The 20287-nt window shown below is 64.4% G+C and carries 18 protein-coding genes; 9 read left to right on the forward strand and 9 right to left on the reverse strand.

The window, feature by feature from the left end:
* Nucleotides 1–36: 36 nt before the first annotated feature.
* A complete protein-coding gene (locus tag HU752_RS13770; RefSeq protein WP_186688275.1) occupies nt 37–981 on the reverse strand; it encodes a TIGR03756 family integrating conjugative element protein in 945 nt (314 codons plus the stop codon).
* A gap of 401 nt (nt 982–1382) precedes the next feature.
* Between HU752_RS13770 and HU752_RS13775 the strand changes: the two genes are divergently transcribed.
* Together HU752_RS13775 and HU752_RS13780 are read left to right on the forward strand one after the other, a co-directional pair.
* Entirely contained in the window at nt 1383–2366 is a 984-nt protein-coding gene (locus HU752_RS13775; RefSeq protein WP_186688278.1) for a DUF1852 domain-containing protein, read from the forward strand.
* Between the two features lie 27 nt (nt 2367–2393).
* Nucleotides 2394–3428: a methionine synthase gene (locus HU752_RS13780; RefSeq protein ID WP_186688279.1), complete on the forward strand. Its 1035-nt coding sequence runs from the start codon at nt 2394–2396 to the stop codon at nt 3426–3428.
* Between the two features lie 78 nt (nt 3429–3506).
* On the opposite strand, the gene HU752_RS13785 is transcribed toward HU752_RS13780, so the two are convergent.
* The 7 genes from HU752_RS13785 to HU752_RS13815 form a co-directional block, all read right to left on the reverse strand.
* Nucleotides 3507–3833 (reverse strand): integrative conjugative element protein, RAQPRD family, encoded by a 327-nt coding sequence (locus tag HU752_RS13785; RefSeq protein ID WP_186688280.1) that lies wholly within the window; start codon nt 3831–3833, stop codon nt 3507–3509.
* A gap of 136 nt (nt 3834–3969) precedes the next feature.
* A complete protein-coding gene (locus HU752_RS13790; RefSeq protein ID WP_186688281.1) occupies nt 3970–4719 on the reverse strand; it encodes a TIGR03747 family integrating conjugative element membrane protein in 750 nt (249 codons plus the stop codon).
* A gap of 211 nt (nt 4720–4930) precedes the next feature.
* Complete coding sequence (locus HU752_RS13795; RefSeq protein ID WP_225920175.1) at nt 4931–5995, reverse strand: 2,3-butanediol dehydrogenase; 1065 nt, start codon at nt 5993–5995, stop codon at nt 4931–4933.
* Between the two features lie 64 nt (nt 5996–6059).
* Nucleotides 6060–7172: an acetoin dehydrogenase dihydrolipoyllysine-residue acetyltransferase subunit gene (locus HU752_RS13800; protein WP_186688283.1), complete on the reverse strand. Its 1113-nt coding sequence runs from the start codon at nt 7170–7172 to the stop codon at nt 6060–6062.
* The gene (locus tag HU752_RS13805) at nt 7169–8188 is read right to left on the reverse strand and encodes an alpha-ketoacid dehydrogenase subunit beta (protein WP_186688284.1); all 1020 of its coding nucleotides are present in this window, start codon (nt 8186–8188) and stop codon (nt 7169–7171) included. Before HU752_RS13805 ends, HU752_RS13800 begins: the two co-directional genes overlap by 4 nt.
* Nucleotides 8189–8258: 70 nt before the next feature.
* Entirely contained in the window at nt 8259–9233 is a 975-nt protein-coding gene (locus tag HU752_RS13810) for a thiamine pyrophosphate-dependent dehydrogenase E1 component subunit alpha (RefSeq protein WP_186688286.1), read from the reverse strand.
* A complete protein-coding gene (locus HU752_RS13815; RefSeq protein WP_186688289.1) occupies nt 9214–10284 on the reverse strand; it encodes an ATP-NAD kinase family protein in 1071 nt (356 codons plus the stop codon). The genes HU752_RS13810 and HU752_RS13815 overlap by 20 nt, the downstream gene beginning before the upstream one ends.
* A 366-nt stretch (nt 10285–10650) precedes the next feature.
* Between HU752_RS13815 and HU752_RS13820 the strand changes: the two genes are divergently transcribed.
* Nucleotides 10651–12531, forward strand: coding sequence for a sigma-54-dependent Fis family transcriptional regulator (locus tag HU752_RS13820; protein ID WP_186688292.1), 1881 nt, complete (start codon nt 10651–10653; stop codon nt 12529–12531).
* Between the two features lie 175 nt (nt 12532–12706).
* Here HU752_RS13820 and HU752_RS13825 read toward each other — a convergent pair whose 3' ends face one another.
* Complete coding sequence (locus tag HU752_RS13825; RefSeq protein ID WP_186688384.1) at nt 12707–13591, reverse strand: homocysteine S-methyltransferase family protein; 885 nt, start codon at nt 13589–13591, stop codon at nt 12707–12709.
* A 119-nt stretch (nt 13592–13710) separates the two neighbouring features.
* Between HU752_RS13825 and HU752_RS13830 the strand changes: the two genes are divergently transcribed.
* The 6 genes from HU752_RS13830 to HU752_RS13855 all read left to right on the forward strand — a co-directional run bounded on the left by HU752_RS13830 (nt 13711) and on the right by HU752_RS13855 (nt 20286).
* Complete coding sequence (locus tag HU752_RS13830; protein WP_186688295.1) at nt 13711–14532, forward strand: ABC transporter substrate-binding protein; 822 nt, start codon at nt 13711–13713, stop codon at nt 14530–14532.
* A complete protein-coding gene (locus tag HU752_RS13835) occupies nt 14529–15350 on the forward strand; it encodes an amino acid ABC transporter permease (RefSeq protein WP_186688297.1) in 822 nt (273 codons plus the stop codon). Before HU752_RS13830 ends, HU752_RS13835 begins: the two co-directional genes overlap by 4 nt.
* Before the next feature lie 126 nt (nt 15351–15476).
* Complete coding sequence (locus HU752_RS13840; protein WP_186688300.1) at nt 15477–16883, forward strand: NAD(P)/FAD-dependent oxidoreductase; 1407 nt, start codon at nt 15477–15479, stop codon at nt 16881–16883.
* 22 nt (nt 16884–16905) lie between these two features.
* On the forward strand, nt 16906–17253 hold the full coding sequence (locus HU752_RS13845; protein WP_186688303.1) for a cupin domain-containing protein: 348 nt from the start codon (nt 16906–16908) through the stop codon (nt 17251–17253).
* Nucleotides 17254–17296: 43 nt separating this feature from the next.
* Nucleotides 17297–18658: an MFS transporter gene (locus HU752_RS13850; protein WP_186688305.1), complete on the forward strand. Its 1362-nt coding sequence runs from the start codon at nt 17297–17299 to the stop codon at nt 18656–18658.
* 137 nt (nt 18659–18795) lie between these two features.
* On the forward strand, nt 18796–20286 hold the full coding sequence (locus HU752_RS13855; protein WP_186688308.1) for a PucR family transcriptional regulator: 1491 nt from the start codon (nt 18796–18798) through the stop codon (nt 20284–20286).
* The last annotated feature ends 1 nt before the right edge of the window (nt 20287 follow it).

The raw sequence follows: 20287 nt of genomic DNA on the forward strand, positions 1-20287 counted from the left end.
GTGAGGCTCCATTGCGAGAGAGTCGATAGCGCGGTGTCATTGACCGCCGGTGCTGCCCAGGAACGTCTGTCCTTCCTGCTTGCAGCAGCTGTAGGGACGCCAGAGCGACCAGGCATAGGCGCCATCCGGGGCCTGTCGATGCGGGCCCGGCTCGGGAAAGGTCGCACACGACGCGCTGGCCGTCGGCGCCAGTTGCTGCCACTTGCCCGTCGTGGCGTCGGACTCCCGCAGCTCGCCGGCGGGCCAGTAGCCGGGTTTGGCGCTCGCCAACAATGGCCGATAGACATGCACCTGCCCTGGGCGGGTGACGATGTCGCCCGCGCGCTGGGCCATCACCGCAGAGGCCTTGTAGTCGTCAGGCTGGTGCAGGAAACCACTGCGCGGATAGACGTTGCCCCAGAGATTCATCGACAGCCGGCTGCCGACTTCACGGATGCCCGGAACCAGCGACTGGGGGAACACGCTTTCCGGGATGCCATGACGCCAGCCGAACGGGTCCAGGGTGCTGAGGAAGTTGGGCACATAGGGTGTGCCCGCGCCCTCGCAGGCGTAGCCCGAGCCGCTGGCGAAGGTATTGAAGGCGGTGATGCCGGGGTGACCGATCACATCGACGTTCTTGAACACCGAGAGACTGTTTTCGTGCGAGCTGTTGCTGGTGCCGCTGCCACCGCCCTGTGCGCCGGAGGTCGGCGCACTCAGGGCCCGGACTTCCAGCCAGGGGTTCTGGCCTGTCGTGGAGTAGCTGGAGACCACCGCGTCGGGCACGTAATGCCGGACCTTGGCGGAGGTCTTCACGCTGCAACCGAATTGGGTACAGCGCAGCCAGTAGCAGACGCCCACGACCTGGTACTCCAGGCAGTCGGGCGAAGACACCGTGGGGACGATGGCAGCCGTGTCCAGGGCCAGGCAGAAGGTGGAACAGGGCAGAGCCAGTAGCGCCGGCCACGAGCGCCCGGCACCTCGACGAGAAATGCGTTTCATGGCGGAGATCCGAAGTGGACAAACCGGGATCGTCTGAAATATGCGGCCCGGCGACAGCTGGAAAACGGGTATGCGCCTGAACGGTTTTGTAGCGGAGGTCGGTGAAGGTGTCGTGTGCAGGCCAGGCGCCGCGTTGGCCGACTCTCTCAGCGCGCGGGTTGCGGCCTGAACATGATCATGAGAAAAACTAAACATGATCTCAAGAAAAATGAGTTTGTTTCATTGAGGGCTTTTCCTGAAAATTCCTCTCATTGAGCCTGCCATGGGCGGGACAGGGCAGCCTGGCACTGCCACACCACCTCGGCTTTTCGCACATCGTGCCCGGGTGAGGTCATGCAGCCGCTTTCACGGAAGCCGGGGCGCACCAACGGAATTTCAGGAATTTAGGGTGTTGGATCAAAATGAACAGTGACTTCGAGTTTTCTATCAAGAGTATTTGTTTCGATGAAGACTATCGTCCATCGGACAATACGCGTATCACCACAAACTTCGCCAACCTGGCGAGAGGGACGAGCCGCCAGGAAAACTTGCGCAATACCTTGCGGATGATCGACAACCGCTTCAATGCCTTGGCGCACTGGGATAATCCCAAGGGCGATCGCTACACGGTCGAACTTGAAATCATTTCCGTTGAAATGAATTTCGAGGCTGAAAGCCAGGGGGATGCTCTTCCCTTGATCGAGATACTGAAAACGACGGTGCTCGACCGCAAGACCCATGAGCACATTGCCGGTATCGTCGGGAACAATTTTTCTTCTTATGTGCGCGACTATGATTTCAGCGTGCTGTTGCTAGGTCATAACAAGGGGCGCGCTGAATTCAGCGCTCCAGAGGGTTTCGGCGATTTGCACGGCAAGCTGTTCAAGAGTTTCGTGAATTCAAGCGCCTACAGAGAGCACTTCGACAAGCCTCCGGTGATCTGCCTGAGCGTGTCGAGCAGCAAGACCTATCATCGGACCGAGAACAAGCATCCGGTACTGGGTGTCGAGTATCAGCAGGATGAGTATTCGCTGACGGATGAGTACTTCAGCAAGATGGGCTTGAAGGTTCGCTACTTCATGCCCTCGAACAGCGTTGCACCTTTGGCTTTTTACTTTTCCGGTGACTTGCTGGGCGACTACACCAATCTCGAACTGATCAGCACCATCAGCACGATGGACACCTTCCAGAAAATTTACCGGCCTGAAATCTACAACGCGAACTCGGCTGCGGGTAAGTCCTACCAACCCAGCCTGCAGCACCAGGATTACTCATTGACTCGCATTGTCTATGACCGAGAGGAACGCAGCCGGCTGGCTGTCGAGCAGGGGCGATTCGCCGAGGAGCACTTTATCAAGCCCTATCAGGCGGTTCTTGAACAGTGGTCTGCCCATCACGCTCTTTGACTCATCCCAGGAACAAGGTTATCCATGATGAAAAAACTGTTACCCACTTCGACTGCTGGCAGCCTGCCTAAACCTTCCTGGCTGGCACAGCCTGAGACACTCTGGTCGCCTTGGAAGCTGCAGGACGCGGAACTGATCGAGGGCAAGCAGGATGCCTTGCGCTTGTCGCTGCATGAACAGCAGCAGGCCGGGATCGATATCGTCAGTGATGGTGAGCAGACGCGCCAGCACTTTGTCACCACGTTCATCGAACACCTCAGTGGCGTTGACTTCGAGAAGCGTGAGACCGTCAGGATTCGTGATCGCTATGATGCGAGCGTGCCGACGGTGGTGGGAGCGGTCGCTCGCCAGAAGCCCGTCTTTGTCGAAGACGCCAGGTTCCTGCGTCAGCAAACCCGGCAACCCATCAAGTGGGCGCTGCCGGGGCCCATGACCATGATCGATACCCTCTACGACAGCCACTACAAGAGCCGTGAAAAACTGGCCTGGGAATTTGCCGTGATTCTCAACCAGGAAGCCAGGGAGCTGGAGGCTGCGGGTGTCGATATCATCCAGTTCGATGAGCCGGCCTTCAACGTGTTCTTCGACGAGGTGAACGACTGGGGTGTCGCCACCCTGGAGAGGGCTATCGAAGGGCTCAAATGTGAAACCGCGGTGCACATCTGCTACGGGTATGGCATCAAGGCAAACACGGACTGGAAAAAGACGCTGGGCTCGGAGTGGCGGCAGTATGAGGAAGCATTTCCCAGGCTGCAGAAGTCCGGCATCGACATCGTCTCGCTGGAATGCCACAACTCTCGCGTTCCGATCGACCTCATCGAGCTCATTCGCGGCAAGAAGGTGATGGTAGGGGCCATCGATGTGGCAACCCACACCATCGAGACACCGGAAGAAGTCGCCAATACCCTGCGAAAGGCGCTGCAGTTCGTCGATGCCGACAAGCTCTATCCTTGCACCAACTGCGGCATGGCGCCCTTGCCTCGCCAAGTGGCCAGGGGCAAGTTGAATGCGCTGAGCGCAGGCGCAGAAATCGTCCGCAGAGAACTCTTGAACCAGCACTGAGTTAAAGCCGAAATGTCACTGACCAGCCGATAACAGCTTGCCGGTCACGCAGTCTTGCTCAGCAAGATTCACTGCTGCTCACGGCGGGGTATCGGTTGCGAGAGTGTAGTGGCCGGTCAGCTCGGGCAAGGGCCGAGGCTGGGCCCGCGAAGGCGTGAGGTAGCCCTCGATGCCTTGGCGCACCAGTTCCAGGTCCGCCGAGAGTCGGGCGTAGTCGAAGCTGAAGCGCGCGTGCTCGTCGGCGGGCAGGGCGGCACCGCTGCTTGCCTGTCGCGTCATGGCGTCGAGCTGGCGCAACAGGCCAGCCAGGTGTGTGCGCTCCAGGGCCGTCGGTTCGGCCTGCGTCGGTGCGGCAAGGTTCGCTGCGAGCACGGCACAGCAAAGGTGTCTCGGGGTGATGGGCATGGGCGGTCCGCTCGAAGAAAGTTGATCGAGCGTGCCGGAGGGGGCCGCGCAGGACAGCAGGAAAACGGGGATCGGGCGGGCAGGTTTTCATGATCATCCGGTCAGCTGTCCTGGGCCGCCCTGGCCGAAGCGGCTGTCACAGGTACTTCTTGAAGCTGCCTACCGCGATGCTGACCATCAACCCCAGGGCGACCGCGCCGGGTAGCAGGATCAACAGGGGATTCACCGTGACGGGCAGGGCGGGGTAGATGATCCACGGCGCGACCCACAGCGGTGTGATCAGCCGCTTGGCCCGGTGGTAGATGAAGCCTGACTCCCGCCCTGCACCGAAGCGCCGCAGGTCCCTGCGCACCAGCCCATCCACCACCCCGGTGAAGACGGCGCTCAGGACCATGGGAAGCGTCAGGACCAGGATCATCAACCGAGTCAGCAGGGTCAGTACGGCGTACACGGCAGCCAGCCCATAGTCCTCGATGTGTACATAGGCCGTTCCCAGGTGGTGCTGTATGCCCGTGCCTCGGTGGCTGTTCAGGCGGGCCTGTTCGGCCGAGCGGGTGATCCATTGGATCAGCCCGGTTTTTTCGAAGCACCACTCATGGGCCAGCACGATGACCTGGCGGACGGTATGCTCCGTTTCATCCAGCAACAGGCTGTCGCTGAAAGCGCTCGGGATCCACGCCAGTTCGCTGTCGAGCATCTCCTGGGAGTGGCGCCAGCCTTCATCCGGCCAGAACAGGAACAGTCCGATCCACTCGCTGAGGATGCTGAAAAACAACGCTGCCATGAGGATGCCCAGGAGGGTGAAGGGCAGTCCCAGTATCCTGCCGACCAGGCCCTTGTCGCGGTGGGCCTGCGGGTTCCTCGTCGTGTCAGTCGTGTTTGCCATGGATGCCTGCGCTCAAGAGGCGTGAGCGTCTGTCGCTGGCAGACGCCAGCAGCAGAGGGTCGGGAACAGCGGTCCGGGCATGCTCACGCGGTAGTGGGCTCACGCTTGCACATCGGCATGCCCGCCGCCGCAAGGAAACGGGGTTGGGGCGGGAGGGTTTTGCGGCTGGCTCAGGTCCAAGGGCCGCCGTGGGCGGCCCTCGAAGCGAAGTTCAGGCCACCTGGGGTGACACGATGATCTTCACGTTGTGCTCCTTGTTGTTCACCAGCTCGAGGAAACCCTTCTCGACGATGTCTTCAAGCTCGATACGCCCCGTGACCAAGGGGGTGATGTCCAGGCGGCCGTCGGCGATAAAGGCGATCACGTCGGCGAATTCGCCGTTGTAGGCCAGTGAGCCGAACACCTGCTTCTCGGTCGCCACCAGCTCGAAGAAGTTGAACGAGCTGGGCTCTTCGAAGATGCCCACCAGCACACAGGCGCCGGCCTTGCGAAGGGTGTCGATGGCCAACTTGGCGGTGTGCTTGTTGCCGATGCATTCGAAACTGACGTCCGCGCCGAGGCCGTGGGTGAGACGACGAGTTTCCGCCAGCACGTCGCACTCGTTCGGATCGAGCACGTGGCTGGCGCCGACCTCGCGGGCCTTGGCCTTGCGTGCCGAGGACATCTCCAGCGCGATCACCTGGGCGGCACCGGCGGCCTTGGCGCACATGATGGTGCACAGGCCGATGGTGCCGGCACCGACCACCACCACGTTGCGTCCCAGCAGGCTGCCGGCTTTCTTCACCGCGTGCATGCCCACCGCCAGCGGCTCGATCAGGGCCCCGGCTTCGGCAGGGAAACCCGCGGGTAGCTTGTACAGCAGGTTGGCCGGCACGTTGACCCATTCGGCAAAGGCGCCATTGTTCATCAGTCCGGTGAACGCCAGGTTCTCGCAGATGTTGTACAGGCCGTTGCGACAGTAGTAGCAGGTCCCGCAGTGCTGGCAGGCGTCGGCCGCGACGATCTCGCCGCTGCTGAAACCCTCGACGCCGTCCCCGAGCTTGACGATCTCGCCGCAGAATTCGTGGCCGAGAATGCATTGCCCCTTGATGCCGGTGAGCGGATGGGGGGCTTCGACCGGGATGAACACGGGCCCGGCCACGTACTCATGCAGGTCCGAACCACAGATACCGCACCAATGTACGCGGATCTGTACCCATCCCGCTGGCGGGTCGCCAGGCAGCGGCACGCTTTCCACGCGTATATCGTTGCGTCCGTGCCAGACCGCTGCGCGCATGCTGTTGGAAGTGATTGTCATGGCTGTCTCCTGAGGCCCGCCCCTGTGGACGGGCCTTGATCGGTCAGTGGCGTTTGAGGAAGTCCAGCAGCAGGGCGTTGACCGCCTCGGCGTCTTCCAGCTGGAGCATGTGGGCCTGTCCGGGCAGGACATGAACCTCGGCATTCAGGCCCTCGGCATGGCTGGCCGGAATGATCGCGTCCGCCTCGCCCCAGATCACCAGGGCCGGGTGTTCGGCGGTGCCGGGCACGTGGCGCAGATCGACCTGCTGCCGGCCTTCGGTAAACAGCTGGGCGGAGAGTTGCTGCAGGGCCGTGGACACGCCTTCGAGCCGCTTGTACTTGAGCATGTCCTCGAGCATCTGCCGGGTGACCAGCGCCGGGTCGGAGAACAGCTGCACCAGTTGCGGCTTGAGCTCGTTGCGGCTGTTGGCCTGGACGAAGCCTTGCAGATAATCAACGTTGATCTCGGCGCCCAGGCCGGCGCTGGCCAGCAGGCTCAACGAGCGCACCCGCCGGGGTGCCAGCCGTGCGGCATTGAGGGCTACGGCTCCGCCCATGGAGTGCCCGGCCAGGTGCGCCTGCGGGATGTCCAGGTGATCGAGCAGGGCGAGTACCGTACCACTCAGTTCGTCGAGATCGCCGCGCTGCAGGACCTTGCCCGATTCGCCGTGGCCCGGCAGGTCGAGGGCGATGACCCGGCGCTCGGCCGCCAGCGCCTCGTGGTTGAACAGCCAGTTGTTCAGGTCGCCGCCGAAGCCGTGGATCAGCAGCAACGGCACGCCGCCCTCGCCGCGCTCGAAGTAGCGCAGCACACGGCCATCCAGTTCGATCTTCCGGGGTGTCGGCCCACTGTCGGCCTCGCTGCCGCCGTTCGGGACGAACTCGGCCTGGAAGCGATTGACCACCTCGTCGATCTCTTCGTCGCTCGCCTCACCGTCGACGATCACGCCGAGCAGTGCGCCGACCGGCAACACCTCTTCCTCACGTGCGACCTGCCGGCGAAGCACGCCGCTGAAGGGCGCCTCGACACTGCTGCTGATCTTGTCGGTCTCCACGTCGAGCACCGAATCACCTTTCTCGATGACGTCGCCGTCCTGCTTGAGCCAGGTGTCGATGCGCCCTTCGGTCATCGACAGGCCCCACTTGGGCATGGTCAGGGTATGGATGCGGCTCATGCGACCTTCCTCCCGCGCACCAGCTCCAGGACCGTAGCCTCGATCTTCGCCGCGCTGGGGATGTACAGGTCTTCCAGGGCGTCGGAGAAAGGCACTGGCGTGTGTGGCGCGGTGACCTGGCGGATCGGTCCCTTGAGAGCGCTGAAGGCCTGCTCGGCGACCAGGGCAGCGATGTCGGTGGCCATGGAGCAACGCGGGTTGGCCTCGTCGATGACCACCAGGCGGCCGGTCTTCTCCACGCTTTCGAGGATGCTGTCGGCGTCCAGCGGGCTGGTGGTACGCAGGTCCAGCACCTCGCAGGACACGCCCTGGCGCGCCAGGCTGGCGGCGGCGTCCATGGCCAGGTGGACCATGCGGCCATAGGTCACCAACGTGACGTCATCGCCATCGCGCAGGAAGTTGGCTTCGCCGAAAGGCACGGTGTACAGCTCTTCCGGCACTTCGCCCTGCATCGAGTAGAGCAGCTTGTGCTCGCAGAAGATCACCGGGTCGTTGTCGCGGATCGCCTGGATCAGCAGGCCCTTGGCGTCATATGGCGAGGAAGGGCAGACCACCTTCAGCCCGGGAATGTGCGTCCACAGCGCGGTGAGCATCTGCGAATGCTGGGCGGCGGCCCGCAGGCCGGCCCCGACCATGGTACGGATCACCAGCGGGGTGACCGCCTTGCCACCGAACATGTAGCGGAACTTGGCCGCCTGGTTGAGGATCTGGTCCAGACAGCAGCCGGCGAAGTCGACGAACATCAGCTCGCACACCGGACGCAGGCCACGGGTGGCGGCGCCGACCGCGGCCCCCACGTAGCCGATCTCCGACAGTGGGGTGTCCAGCACGCGGCCGGGGAATTCGTGGAACAGGCCCTTGGTGACCCCAAGCACGCCGCCCCAGGCGTCGTCTTCTCCGGGGGCGCCAGCCCCGCCGGCGTTATCCTCGCCCATGATGAACACCGTCTGGTCGCGGCGCATTTCCTGGGCCAGGGCTTCGTTGATGGCCTGCTGGTAACTGATCTTTCTGGCCATGATGGCTCTCCTCTTGTTGTTCTTTCGGAGCCGGGTGGCAGGCATGATGCTCGGCACCCGGCGAGCATTCTCAGGGGTAGGCGACGTACACGTCGCTCAGCAGGTCGGCCGGCGAGGGCTTGGGGTCGGCCTTGGCGCGCAGCACGGCCTCATCGATGCTGGCGTGCACCTGGGCATCGATGCTGTCCAGGGCAGAAGGCTGCAGCAGGCCGGCGCGCACGGTGCGCTCGCGGAACTGCATCAGGCAGTCGCGCGTCTCGCGGTAGTGCTTGACCTCGTCCGGTGCGCGATAGGTCTGGGCATCGCCTTCGAAGTGGCCGTAGTAACGGGTCAGCTTCACCTCGATCAGCGACGGGCCCTCGCCGGCGCGCGCGCGTTCGATGGCGGCACCGGCGGCTTCGTGCACGGCGAAGAAGTCGAAGCCATCCACCGTCACCCCCGGCATGCCGAAGCCGGCGGCACGGTCGGCGATATGGTCGCAGGCCACCGACCAGTTCGAAGCCGTGGCCTCGGCGTAGCCGTTGTTCTCGGCGACGAAGATGCACGGCAGGTTCCACACCGAGGCCAGGTTCATCGCCTCGAACACCGCGCCCTCGTTGGAACCGCCGTCGCCGAAGAAGGCCACCGCCACCGCGCGGCTGCCCTTGAGCTTGGCGGCCAGCGCCGCGCCGGCTGCCAGCGGTGCGCCGGCGCCGACGATACCGTTGGCGCCGAGCATCCCCTTGGACAGGTCGGCGATGTGCATCGAGCCGCCCTTGCCCTGGCAGACGCCGGTCTTCTTGCCGTAGATCTCGGCCATCATGCCGTACACGTCCACGCCCTTGGCGATGCAGTGACCGTGGCCGCGGTGGGTGGAGGCGATGCAATCCTCGTCGTCGAGGTGGGCCATGACGCCAGCGGCGGAGGCTTCCTCGCCGGCGTACAGGTGTACGAAGCCGGGAATTTCTCCGGTCGCGAACTCCACGTGCAGGCGTTCCTCGAAGGCGCGGATGGTGCGCATCACGCGATAGGCATGGAGCAGTTGTTCAGTCGGTAGCGTGGACATTTTCTTGTTCTCCAGGGTGATTCACAGGCTTGCCGGGAACGCTCAGCAGGCGGTGGTGGGCGGCGAAGGCCAGGGCGGCCTCGACGTCGATGCTCAAGGGACCATCAAGTTCGAGGGTGATGCTGGGGCGGTCGGCGGTGGCGAACTCGATCTCGCGTTCACCGTCCAGGGCCAGGGTGCCGGCTGCCAGCAGTGGCAGGCGTGGCACGCCCGGTTCCAGGGTGCCACTGGCGACGACTCCGCAGGCTTGCAGCAGGCCTGGGGCCAACGGGGCCAGCAGCGCCTCGTCGGCCTGTGGCGAGAGACGCAGCCAACTGCCGCGCGGGCAGCGGCGCGACACCGGGTTCCACAGCCCGCACAGCGAGGACAGGCCGATGGCATGGGGCTCGGCGAACGCCGCATGAATTTCCGCCAGGTCCTCGGCGCGGCTGATGGCGCGGGCACCGGTGAAGGTCAGCGGCGAGACGGCGACCTCCACCAGGGCGATTTCGTCGATACCCCGTGCCGCCAGCCGCACGCGCAGGCGCTTGTTGCGCCGCAGGGCGACCTGAGCGGGAATCCGGCCACTGGCATAGAGCCCGCCGGCCAGCCCGGCGCCGGTGGCTTCGCGCAGTTCCGGGAAGGCGTTGTTGGTCCCGGTGGACAAGCACAGCAGCGGGATGTCGCCGACTTCGGCGGCCACCGCCTTGTGCGTGCCATCGCCACCGAGCACGGCGACCAGGCTGACGCCCCGTTCGACCAGCAGGCGCGCGGCCAGGCGGGTGTCCTCCACGCTCTGGCGCAATGGCATGTCGAGGAATTCCAGGCGTGGCCAGCGGCTTTCGCGGGCGTGGCGACTGGTGCTGGCCTTGAGTACTGCGGCGGCGATACCGGTCATGTCCGGTGGCATCAGCACCTCGTCGATGCCGGTGGCACCGAAGGCGCCCATCAGGCGCTGGACCACGGCCGCCTTGTCGGTGCTGGAGTAGAGCCCGGCATTGGCGGTCAACCGACGCAGGTCCCGACCCGAGGCCGGGTTGGCGATGATGCCGACGCGCAGCGGCCCGGTCATAGCGAGAAGCCGCCATCGACGGTGGCCTTCGGAAACTGCGAAGGAGCAGGAGTGGGCATGACGCACCTCTGATTGTTGTTGTGGGTGCGGGACGGCGTCCCGATGTCATCCGGGTCATAGCAAGGGCGGTGCCAGGGTGGCTGTCGTCATGCTGAATGCCCCAGGCCAGAGCGGCTGGAACGGGTCGGGTCGGTCGCTCACATCACGGCTGGATGAGACGGGCCATGTCAGCCTGCAAGGCGCTATCGTGAGATGCTGAGACGCTGCGTCTCAGTCGGGAGCTGTCCGCTCGTGAGACTTGTCCGGGAGGCGAGGTGGGGCTTAAATGAGCGCAACAATAACAATGAAACACGCCGTGGAGGCCCCATGCTTCCTGCCTACTCCAAAGCCCACGTGGACTGTGTCAGCCGTGTGCTGCGTCATGCCGGTCGCTTGCCTGAGGCGCCGGTGCCGAACCTGATCCTCGACTCCTGGCGGCGCTCGATGGAGCAGCATCATCTGGACCCTGGATCGTTGCAGGGGCCGCGAATCCTCAGCCAGACCCTGCTCAAGGAGTACCGCGAGCGCGCCGAGAGTTTCCTGTGCCTGGCCGGCGAGGAAGTCTCGCGCCTGCACGGACGGGTGCGCGGTGCCGACTACTGTGTGCTGCTGACCGATGCGCAGGGCAATACCATCGACTATCGTGTGGAGTCGGCGATCCGTGCCGATTGCCGGCGTGCCGGGCTGTATCTGGGGACGTGCTGGTCGGAGGGCGAGGAGGGTACCTGTGGTGTCGCGGCGGTGCTGACCAATGGCGTGCCGGTGACGGTGCACAAGCGCGATCACTTCCGTGCTGCCTTTATCGGCCTGACCTGCTCGGCGGCGCCGGTGTACGACCCCTGGGGGGAACTGCTTGGTGTGCTCGACGTGTCGGCCGTGGAATCGCCGGACGATCGTCGCAGCCAGCACCTGATCCGGCAGATGACCGTGCAGAGTGCCCGCGACATCGAAAACGCCTTCTTCATGCACAGCACCCGTGGCCAGTGGGTGTTGCGCGCCCATGCGGCCCCGGGCTATGTCGACAGCCAGCCGGACTTTCTCTTCGCCTGGGATGCCGACGGTTGCGTACAGGCACTCAATCCCTCGGCCCGGCATTACCTGCTGGAGCGTTTCGGACAGCTGCCACGACACATTGGCGAGGTCTTCGACCTGGACCTGTTGCACGCCGCGGCTGACGAGCACCCTAGGTATGTCGCCGAGCACGGCCTGCATGTTCGCTTGAGTGTGCCCCGGGGTGCCCTCAAGAGAGTGGTTGCGCGTCACGCGGCCAGCGAGCTGGACCCACGGATCGCCGAGAGTCTGCGCCTGGCGGTCCGCGTGAAGGATCGCCACCTGCCCGTGTTGATCCACGGCGAAACCGGTGCCGGCAAGGAGGTCTTCGCGCGCCAGTTGCATGAGCAGAGCGCGCGGCGCGACAAGCCTTTCGTCGCACTCAATTGCGCCGCCATTCCCGAAAGCCTGATCGAGAGCGAGCTGTTCGGCTACGTTGCCGGCGCCTTTACTGGCGCCGAGCGCAAGGGCGCGCGCGGGCTGCTGCAACAGGCCGATGGCGGCACGTTGTTCCTCGACGAGATCGGCGACATGCCCCTGGCCCTGCAGACCCGCCTGTTGCGTGCGTTGGCCGAGGGCGAGGTAGCGCCGTTGGGGGCTGCGCGGCGGCAGGCGGTGGACCTCCAGGTGATCTGCGCCAGTCATCGCGACCTGGCGGCCCTGGTGGCCGAAGGGGCCTTTCGCGAGGACCTGTATTTTCGTCTCAGCGGTGCGCGATTCGAGTTGCCGCCACTGCGCGAGCGCAGCGACAAGCTGGAGTTGATCAACCGCATCCTCGATGAAGAGGCGTCACGCTGCGGCTTGCGCCTGGGGCTGGGGGCCGTGGCGCTGGAGTGCCTGCTCGGCTACAGCTGGCCTGGCAATGTGCGCCAGTTGCGCCATGTCTTGCGTTACGCCTGCGCCATCTGCGCGGGCGACAGCATCCAGCTGGAAGACCTGCCCGAGGATCTGCATGGCGCTGCGCGACAGGTAGCGACGGACGCCCCGGCCAGCCCCGAACGCCAGGCATTGCTCGATGCCCTGGTGCGTCACCGCTGGCAGCCGGGACCTGCGGCACAGGCCCTGGGTATCTCCCGGGCGACCCTGTATCGGCGGGTGAAGCAGCACGACATCGTGATGCCACGGGCCAAGCCCCATGACAGGGCGACAGGCCGGTGATGACGGTGGCGAGTCGCGGCTTCCGTCTGCGTTGGCAGGTCGACCCATTTCCGGGCTGGCATCCGGCTGGATGCAAGTCAGTGACTCACGGCCGGGGTGGACCGGCTGCCGATCGGTGACGCTGCGAGCGGAAGGCGCCTGAGGGGAGTAACAGGCGCCTGCTGCATTCAGAAACTCAAGCCAGGTTGCGCTTGAGCTCGGCGATATGCTCCGGACCAATGCCACAGCAGCCGCCGATCATGCTGGCGCCACGTTGCCGCCAGTCCCGGGCCCAGGCCAGGTAGCCTGGCGGGTCGAGGTCTTCGCGCAGTTCATCCAGGCCGTCGTTGGCGGTGGCTTCCTTCGGCTGCGGCGGGAAGGCGTTGGCGTAGGCACCGATGGCGATGTCCGCGTTCAGCCGTTCGATCACCGAGCGCGCCACGTCCACGGCGGCACCAATGACTTCCGGCTGGCTGCAGTTGAACAGCACGGCGCCCACGCCCAGGCCCGCAACGGCTTCGATGGCTTCGGCTACCGGCTCGCCGGAACGCAGGCGCGGGGTGTCGTCGACGTCCTCGTCCTGCAGGGTGAACGATACCCAGAACGGTTTGCCGTCGGCCGGCAGGTGGGCGTGGATCGCGCGCACTTCGGCGATCAGGCTCTGGGTTTCCGCCAGCCACAGGTCGACGCTTGGCGCCAGGCCGTCGAGCAGCGGCGTCAGCACTTCGGCCACGCGCTCGGGCTGGAACAGGTCGGGCCGGTAGGAACCGAACAACGGCGGCAGGGAGCCGGCCACCTGCACTGGCTGTGCGCTGGCATCGGCAGCGGTACGAGCCAGCTTGCCGGCGGTTTCGGCCAATTGACGTCCTTCGCGGGCAAAGCGTTCCTCGCCGATATGGAAAGGCACCACGGCATAGCTGTTGCTGGTGATGACCTGGGCGCCGGCGGCGATGAACGAGGCATGCACACCCACCACGGCCTCGGGAGCTTCACTCAAGGCCAGCGCAGACCACTCGGGTTGGCGGAACGGGGCGCCGCTGCGTTGCAGCTCGCGACCCATGCCACCGTCCAGGACCACCATCGATCGTTGTTTCATATAACTTCCTTGAATGTGCTTATGAAGAAAATTCACTATGTTCAGTACGCTTATAGCTATTTAATAGCTTAATTCGATTTTCAGCCAACTTTTCAGGAGCTTACATGCGTTTTTCTTCCTTGCTGGGCGCGGGGCTGCTTGCTCTGGTCGCGACTTCACAGGCGTTTGCCGGTGCCACGCTGGATCGGGTCGAGTCACGCAAGGAATTGGTCAACGTGCTGATGGAGAGCTACCCGCCATTCTCCTTCCTGAACGAGCAGAACCAACTCGATGGTTTTGACGTGGACGTGGCCAAGGCGGTCGCGCAGAAGCTGGGCGTCAAGCTGCGCCTGGAAACCCCGTCGTGGGACGTGATCGCGGCCGGCCGCTGGAGTGGTCGCTACGACCTGTGCATCTGCTCGATGACGCCGAGCAAGGCCCGGGCCGAGGTCTTCGACTTCCCGGTCGAGTACTACGCTTCGCCAGCGGTGATCGTGGTCAATGCCAAGGACGATCGCATTCATTCGGCCAAGGACCTGGAAGGGCGCAAGGTCGGCCTGACCAGTGCCTCCAGCTACGAGAGCTACCTGAACAAGAACCTGGTGATCGAAGGTGCCGAAGACAAGAAGATCGACTACCCCTTCGATTTCGTCCAGATCGCGCCCTACGACACCGACAACGTGGCTTTCCAGGACCTGGGCCTGGGCGCCGGCGTGCGCCTGGACGCGATCCTGACCAACCTGGTGACCGCCCAGCCGCGCCTGAACCAGGACAAGCGCTTCAAGCTGGCCGGTGCGCCGTTGTATGAGGAGCCCAACTCGGTCGCCATCGAGAAGGGCGACCCGCAATGGGATGCCAAGGTGCGCCAGGTGTTCGCCGAGCTCAAGAGCGACGGCACCCTGGCTCGGCTGTCGCAGAAATGGATCGGCGCCGACATCAGTAAATGAGTGCCTACGAACCCTCCCCGAAGCCTGTGGCCAAGGCCACGGGCCCGCGCCTGTTCGGTTTCCGGACACGCCTGTACCTGACCTGGCTGGCGCTGTTCGCCCTGTTCATTGCCTTCTTCCTGAGCTTTGATCTGAAGTTCGCGATCATCCTGGAGAAATTTCCGAACCTGGCCGGTTTCAAACTGGGGCCGAACGGTTTCCTGCAGGGCGCGGCGCTGACCCTGTTCCTGTGCCTGTGCTCGATGGTGGTCTCGGTGCTGTTCGGTTTCGCCGCAGCCCTGGCGCGCCTGTCGAACAGCGCGGTGCTGGTGGGTATCGCCAGCTTCTACACCTCGTTCTTCCGCGGGACGCCGCTGCTGATCCAGATCCTGCTGATCTACCTGGGCCTGCCACAACTGGGCATGGTCCCCGGGGCGATCAGCGCGGGCATCATCGCGCTGTCGCTCAACTACGGCGCCTACCTGAGCGAGATCTTTCGCGCCGGTATCCTCGGCGTTGCCCGGGGCCAGCGCGAGGCGGCACTGGCGTTGGGCATGCGGCCACGGCAGATCTTCCGGCACGTCACCTTGCCTCAGGCCATGCGGGTGATCATCCCGCCGACCGCCAACCAGTTCATCTCCATGCTCAAGGACTCGTCGCTGATCTCGGTGATGGGCGTCTGGGAAGTGATGTTCCTGGCGCAATCCTATGGCCGCTCCAGCTATCGCTACATGGAGATGCTGACCACGGCGGCGGTGATCTACTGGCTGCTGTCGATCCTCCTGGAGCTGGTGCAGGCGCGCCTGGAAAGGCACTTCGGCAAGGCTTACCGACGCTAGCGCGCAGGGCGGACGCGGCCTTGTTCGATCGTATGAACGGCCGCGTCGAAATTCCTAACAACGCTCAATTGTTGCACCCTGCGGGCGGCGTGAAACTGTGCAAAACAACACAGTGGATCACCGCCCATGCGCCTGGCATCTTCCCGTCCCCTCAAGCGCAGCCATTGGCTGCAGAGCCTGCCGGAAAACCTGCAGCCCACGTCGCCGCTCAAGGGCGAACACATCGCCGATGTGGCGATCGTGGGTGGCGGCTTCGTTGGCCTGTGGACGGCTATCACTCTCAAGGAACGCAACCCTGACGCCAGCGTCGTGGTGCTGGAGCAGGATATCTGCGGCGGCGGAGCCTCCGGCCGCAATGGCGGTTTCGTCATGTCCTGGTGGCCCAAGATCGGTTCGCTGCTCAATTTCTGCAGCCGTGAACAGGCGTTGTTCCTCGCCAACGCCGCCGAGCAGGCCATCACCGAACTCGGTGTGTTCTGCGAGCAGCATGACATCGATGCGCACTACGCCCGCAAGGGATGGTTGTGGACCGCGACCGCCCCAGCCCATGTCGATAGCTGGAATGGCACGCTGGACCTGTGTGCCCGGTTGGGCGTCCAGCCATTCGAGAGGTTGTCGCCAGAGGCTGTTGCCCAGGCCACCGGATCCAGCGTGCACCTGGCGGGGGTGCTTGAGCGCAGCAACGCCACGGTGCAGCCAGGTGCGCTCGTGCGCGGCATGCGGCGGGTGGCGATGGCCTCGGGGGTGCGGATTTTCGAGCAGACGCCCGTACAGGAGATCCAGCCAGGCAAAACCGTACGGCTGATCACCGAGCAGGGCCAGGTGCGGGCGCCAGCCGTGGTACTGGCCAGCAACGCGTGGGCCGCGGCGATTCCGGAGTTGGCTCGCCTGATCGTGCCGGTGAACAGCTCGATCGTGGTCACCGAGCCTGTTCCGGAGCAGCTTGAACGGATGGGGTGGACGGGCCAGCAGTCGATCACCGATTCGCAGCTGATGGTGGATTACTACCGCACCACCCGTGATGGCCGCATCGCCTTTGGCAAGGGGACCGGTGCCCTGGCTTATGGCTCGCGGATCGACGAAACCTTCAGCGAGCATCGCGACAGTATTGAACTCACCACCGCGGACCTGCGTCGCACCTACCCAGCCCTGTCCGCCATCCGGATCACCGATGCCTGGTCGGGGCCGATCGACCGGACCTACGACAGCCTGCCGGTGTTCGGCACCCTGGCGGGCAGCGACAACATCCACTACGGCATCGGCTGGAGCGGCAACGGGGTAGGGCCCAGCCGCCTCGGCGGGCGCATCCTCGCCAGCCTGGCCCAGGGCCTCAAGGACGAATGGAGTACCTGCCCGCTGGTGGGACGCCGCTGCAGGACCTTCCCGCCCGAGCCACTGCGCTACCTGGGTGGTTCGCTGGTGCGCAACGCTGTCATCCGCAAGGAACGCGCCGAGATGAGCGGGGCCCGGCCCTGCGCCATCGACCGCCTGCTGGCCGGGCTTGCCCCCGCCGGCCTTGAAGACAAAGCCTGATCCTTAAAAAAAGAGCCACGACATGACACCCATCGTTACCCGCCTTGCGGCCAACACCGCTTTCAGCCTCTCGACGCCCGTCGCCCAACCGTTGGGCGAGCCGATCTCCCAGACCCGCACGGCTGCCAGCCAGGCCCTGGAAAACCCGAACGTGGCGTTCGGCATCTGGGAATGCACGCCTGGCACCTGGCGCCGCCAGGTGTTGCAGGCCGAGTACAGCTACTTCATCAGCGGCCAGGGCATCTTCACCCCGGATGAGGGCGAGGCCGTCCAGTTCCAGGCCGGGGATGCCATCTACTTTGCGCCGAAAACCACGGGCGTCTGGGATATCCGGGAAACCGTCACCAAGCACTACTTCATCGTCGGCTGATCGGCCCACGCACCTCTATAACTTCAATAACAAAGGTCGCCTTATGAGCGTGTTCGATATCATCGAAAATTCGCCCGTATCGAAATTCCACCGCAAGCTGCTGCTGGCCTGCTGCGGTGGCCCGTTTCTCGATGGCTACATCCTCAGCCTCATTGGTATCGCCCTGGTCGGCTTTGCCCAGGACATTCCGGCCAGCTCCGTGGAAACCGGCCTCATCGGCGCCGCCTCGCTGCTGGGGATCTTCTTCGGCGCCACCGTGTTCGGCGCAATCACCGACCGGATCGGCCGGGAGACCATGTATGCGCTGGACCTGACGGTGCTGATCATCGCCTGCGGCCTGAGTGCCTTCGTCACCGATGCCTGGCAATTGATCCTGCTACGGTTCGTCATCGGCCTCGCTGTCGGCGCCGATTATCCGATCGCCACGTCACTGCTGACCGAGTTCACTCCGTCCAGGCGCCGTGGCTTCATGATCGGCGTGTCCGGGCTGGCCTGGTCGGTGGGGGCGATGACGGCGTTCATCGTCGGCTACCTGGTGGTCAAGTTCAGCGGGGATCATTCGCTGTGGCGCTGGATGCTGTTCAGCGGCGCGGTGGTCGGCATCATCGTCGTGCTGATGCGCCGCGGCATTCCCGAGTCGCCCCGCTGGCTGGCGAGCAAGGGGCGGGTGAAGGAGGCCGAGGAAGTCATTCTGCAGGTCTACGGCAAGTCGGTGAAAATCACGCAACAGGATATCGACCAACTCAATGACGGCGGTCGTCCACGCTCCTGGAAGGCCGACCTGAAGATGATCGCGTCCGGTGGCTACCTCAAGCGGACCATCATGTGCGGCGTGCTCTACTTCGCGCAGATCACCCCGCAGTACGTACTCTACACCTTCGGCGGCATGATCCTGATGTCCGCCGGCATCAAGGGCGTCAACGCCTCGACCCTGGGTGAGCTGCTGATCGCGATCCTCTTCGCCATCGGTGTGGTGCCGGCGCTGAAACTGGTGGAAAGCTGGGGGCGCCGGCCCATGGTGCTGGTGCCCTTTGCCTTGATGGCCGTCCCGCTGTTCGCGCTGGGTCTCTGGGCTGACGCACCGGCCTGGTTCATCGTCAGTGCGTTCGCTTTCTACGCCTTCGTCTCGGGAGGGCCGAGCATCCTGGAGTGGATCTATCCCAACGAGCTGTTTCCGACGTCGGTGCGGGCGACCGCCGTGGGTGTCGCCGTCGGCTTCAGCCGCATTGGCGCGGCGACAGGTACCTACCTCACACCGATCGGCATCGAGTCGATCGGCCTGCAGGGCACACTGATGATCGGCGCGGCGGTGACCCTGCTGGCCTTCTTCATCTGCCTGGCCTGGGCACCGGAAACCAAGGGGCGCTCGCTGCAGCAATCGGCGTCATTGAATCTCGCAGGCTGAGCTGCCTGCACTGGCAGCAAGCTGCTCGACGATCGAGGGGCGGCGCTGCTAGTGTGTGAGCCATCCCCCGGGGGCGCAGGTGGCGCATGGTTGCCTGCGCCCCCGACGTTTTATCACCTCGACCACTGCAAGCACTCATGCCACTGAGTATTCAGGACATCATCGACAATGCGTCCCTGCGCACCCGCCTGTTGAGCGGCGCCGAGGGCACCCAACGGACCCTGCGCTGGGCGCATGTCTGTGAACTGGCCGACCCCAGCGAGTGGCTGGGCGAGGGTGACCTGCTGATGACCACGGGCATCGGCATTCCACGGCAGGCCGCGCAGCAGCGTGACTACCTGGTACGCCTGGCGGAGGCCAAGGTGGCCGGCCTGATGATCGGCGAGAACATGCAGGCGCCGGCGGACATTGGCGCACTGAACGAGCAGGCGGCGCTGCTGGGCTTTCCGGTGCTGCTGACCGACTATTCGGTGCCGTTTTCCGCAGTGACCAAGGCCATTCTCGATGCGCGCGACCAGGTTGAGGACCAGCGGCGCCGAGCCGTGGTGCGGCTCTACGAGAGCGCCAGGATCGGCCTGCGTCGCCTGGGGCTCAACGGCTTGCTGCTGAGGCTTTCGGCAGACGTCATGGCCAGCCTGTATCTGTTCGACACCCGCACCCTCAACCCTTGGGAGGAGGGGCTGGCGGGGTTGCCGCAGAGCTGGTTGCAGGTCCTTGGCAAACGCCCCCAGCCGATCAGCGACCTGGCGCGTTGTCATGACGGTGAGCAGGAAGCGCTGGTCATGGCGCTGCCGGCCTTGCCCGATTGCGGCATCCTGGCCAGTGGCGGCCCGTTGCTCGACTATGGGATCGTCCATCATATTGCCTCGCTGCTGACGATCGAGCTGGAACGGGTGCAAGGCGAGAACGAACGCCAGCTGCGCCTGGGCTCGGAGCTGATCGATGACCTGATCCACCTGCGGCTGCCCGAAAAGGCCGCCGATGAGCGCCTGGAACAGCTCGATTGCTGCGCGCGGCAGGCCCACCTGGTGTTGGCCAGGCCGCAGGGTTCACTGCCTGGAAGATGGCAACTCGAACTGGGCCGGCAACGCCAGAAGATGCTGGCGCGGCAGGTCGGCGATGAATTGGTGATGATCCTCGCCGAGCATGCGGCAACCCCGTTGCTGCAGTCCGTGCTGGGTTGCAGTATCGGCGTCAGCGCGCCTTTGGGTTCCGGGCTGCGGGTTCCCGAAGCCCTGCGCGAAGCGCGCCTGGCGCTGGCCCATGCCACCGCGTCGAGGCCTCTGGTGGACTACGCCAACGCCCTCGATGAGTCGTTCTGGTTGCCAGGCGACCTGGCCCAGGCCCGCAGCCTGTATCGGCGGGTGCTCGGCAACCTGGTCGATTACGACGAACAGAACGGTGGCCAGCTGATTCAGACCCTGCGCGTGTTCCTGGAACAGAATCGCTCGTGGCAAAAGTCATCGCAGATCCTCAACATCCACAAGCAGACGCTGATCTACCGGATCAGGCGCATTGAGGAAATCACCGGGCGCTCGCTGGACAGCACCGAAGGGGTGATCATCCTGTGGATCGCGCTGCGTTCGATGGATATCGCAGGTGCGGGCCAGGCGCCGCCTGGCCCCTAGT

Origin of the sequence: Pseudomonas vanderleydeniana, assembly GCF_014268755.2 — a bacterium.
Classification (GTDB): Bacteria; Pseudomonadota; Gammaproteobacteria; order Pseudomonadales; family Pseudomonadaceae; genus Aquipseudomonas; species Aquipseudomonas vanderleydeniana.

What these genes read in the sequence shown, in the direction of transcription:
- HU752_RS13850 (WP_186688305.1), top strand. Translation starts at nt 17,297, where the DNA reads ATGAGCGTGTTCGATATCATCGAAAATTCGCCCGTATCGAAATTCCAC.
- HU752_RS13840 (WP_186688300.1), top strand. Translation starts at nt 15,477, where the DNA reads ATGCGCCTGGCATCTTCCCGTCCCCTCAAGCGCAGCCATTGGCTGCAG.
- HU752_RS13830 (WP_186688295.1), top strand. Translation starts at nt 13,711, where the DNA reads ATGCGTTTTTCTTCCTTGCTGGGCGCGGGGCTGCTTGCTCTGGTCGCG.
- HU752_RS13825 (WP_186688384.1), bottom strand. Translation starts at nt 13,591, where the DNA reads ATGGTGGTCCTGGACGGTGGCATGGGTCGCGAGCTGCAACGCAGCGGC.
- HU752_RS13785 (WP_186688280.1), bottom strand. Translation starts at nt 3,833, where the DNA reads ATGCCCATCACCCCGAGACACCTTTGCTGTGCCGTGCTCGCAGCGAAC.
- HU752_RS13775 (WP_186688278.1), top strand. Translation starts at nt 1,383, where the DNA reads ATGAACAGTGACTTCGAGTTTTCTATCAAGAGTATTTGTTTCGATGAA.
- HU752_RS13810 (WP_186688286.1), bottom strand. Translation starts at nt 9,233, where the DNA reads ATGTCCACGCTACCGACTGAACAACTGCTCCATGCCTATCGCGTGATG.
- HU752_RS13800 (WP_186688283.1), bottom strand. Translation starts at nt 7,172, where the DNA reads ATGAGCCGCATCCATACCCTGACCATGCCCAAGTGGGGCCTGTCGATG.
- HU752_RS13790 (WP_186688281.1), bottom strand. Translation starts at nt 4,719, where the DNA reads ATGGCAAACACGACTGACACGACGAGGAACCCGCAGGCCCACCGCGAC.
- HU752_RS13835 (WP_186688297.1), top strand. Translation starts at nt 14,529, where the DNA reads ATGAGTGCCTACGAACCCTCCCCGAAGCCTGTGGCCAAGGCCACGGGC.
- HU752_RS13795 (WP_225920175.1), bottom strand. Translation starts at nt 5,995, where the DNA reads ATGCGCGCAGCGGTCTGGCACGGACGCAACGATATACGCGTGGAAAGC.
- HU752_RS13780 (WP_186688279.1), top strand. Translation starts at nt 2,394, where the DNA reads ATGAAAAAACTGTTACCCACTTCGACTGCTGGCAGCCTGCCTAAACCT.
- HU752_RS13820 (WP_186688292.1), top strand. Translation starts at nt 10,651, where the DNA reads ATGCTTCCTGCCTACTCCAAAGCCCACGTGGACTGTGTCAGCCGTGTG.
- HU752_RS13845 (WP_186688303.1), top strand. Translation starts at nt 16,906, where the DNA reads ATGACACCCATCGTTACCCGCCTTGCGGCCAACACCGCTTTCAGCCTC.
- HU752_RS13855 (WP_186688308.1), top strand. Translation starts at nt 18,796, where the DNA reads ATGCCACTGAGTATTCAGGACATCATCGACAATGCGTCCCTGCGCACC.
- HU752_RS13805 (WP_186688284.1), bottom strand. Translation starts at nt 8,188, where the DNA reads ATGGCCAGAAAGATCAGTTACCAGCAGGCCATCAACGAAGCCCTGGCC.
- HU752_RS13770 (WP_186688275.1), bottom strand. Translation starts at nt 981, where the DNA reads ATGAAACGCATTTCTCGTCGAGGTGCCGGGCGCTCGTGGCCGGCGCTA.
- HU752_RS13815 (WP_186688289.1), bottom strand. Translation starts at nt 10,284, where the DNA reads ATGACCGGGCCGCTGCGCGTCGGCATCATCGCCAACCCGGCCTCGGGT.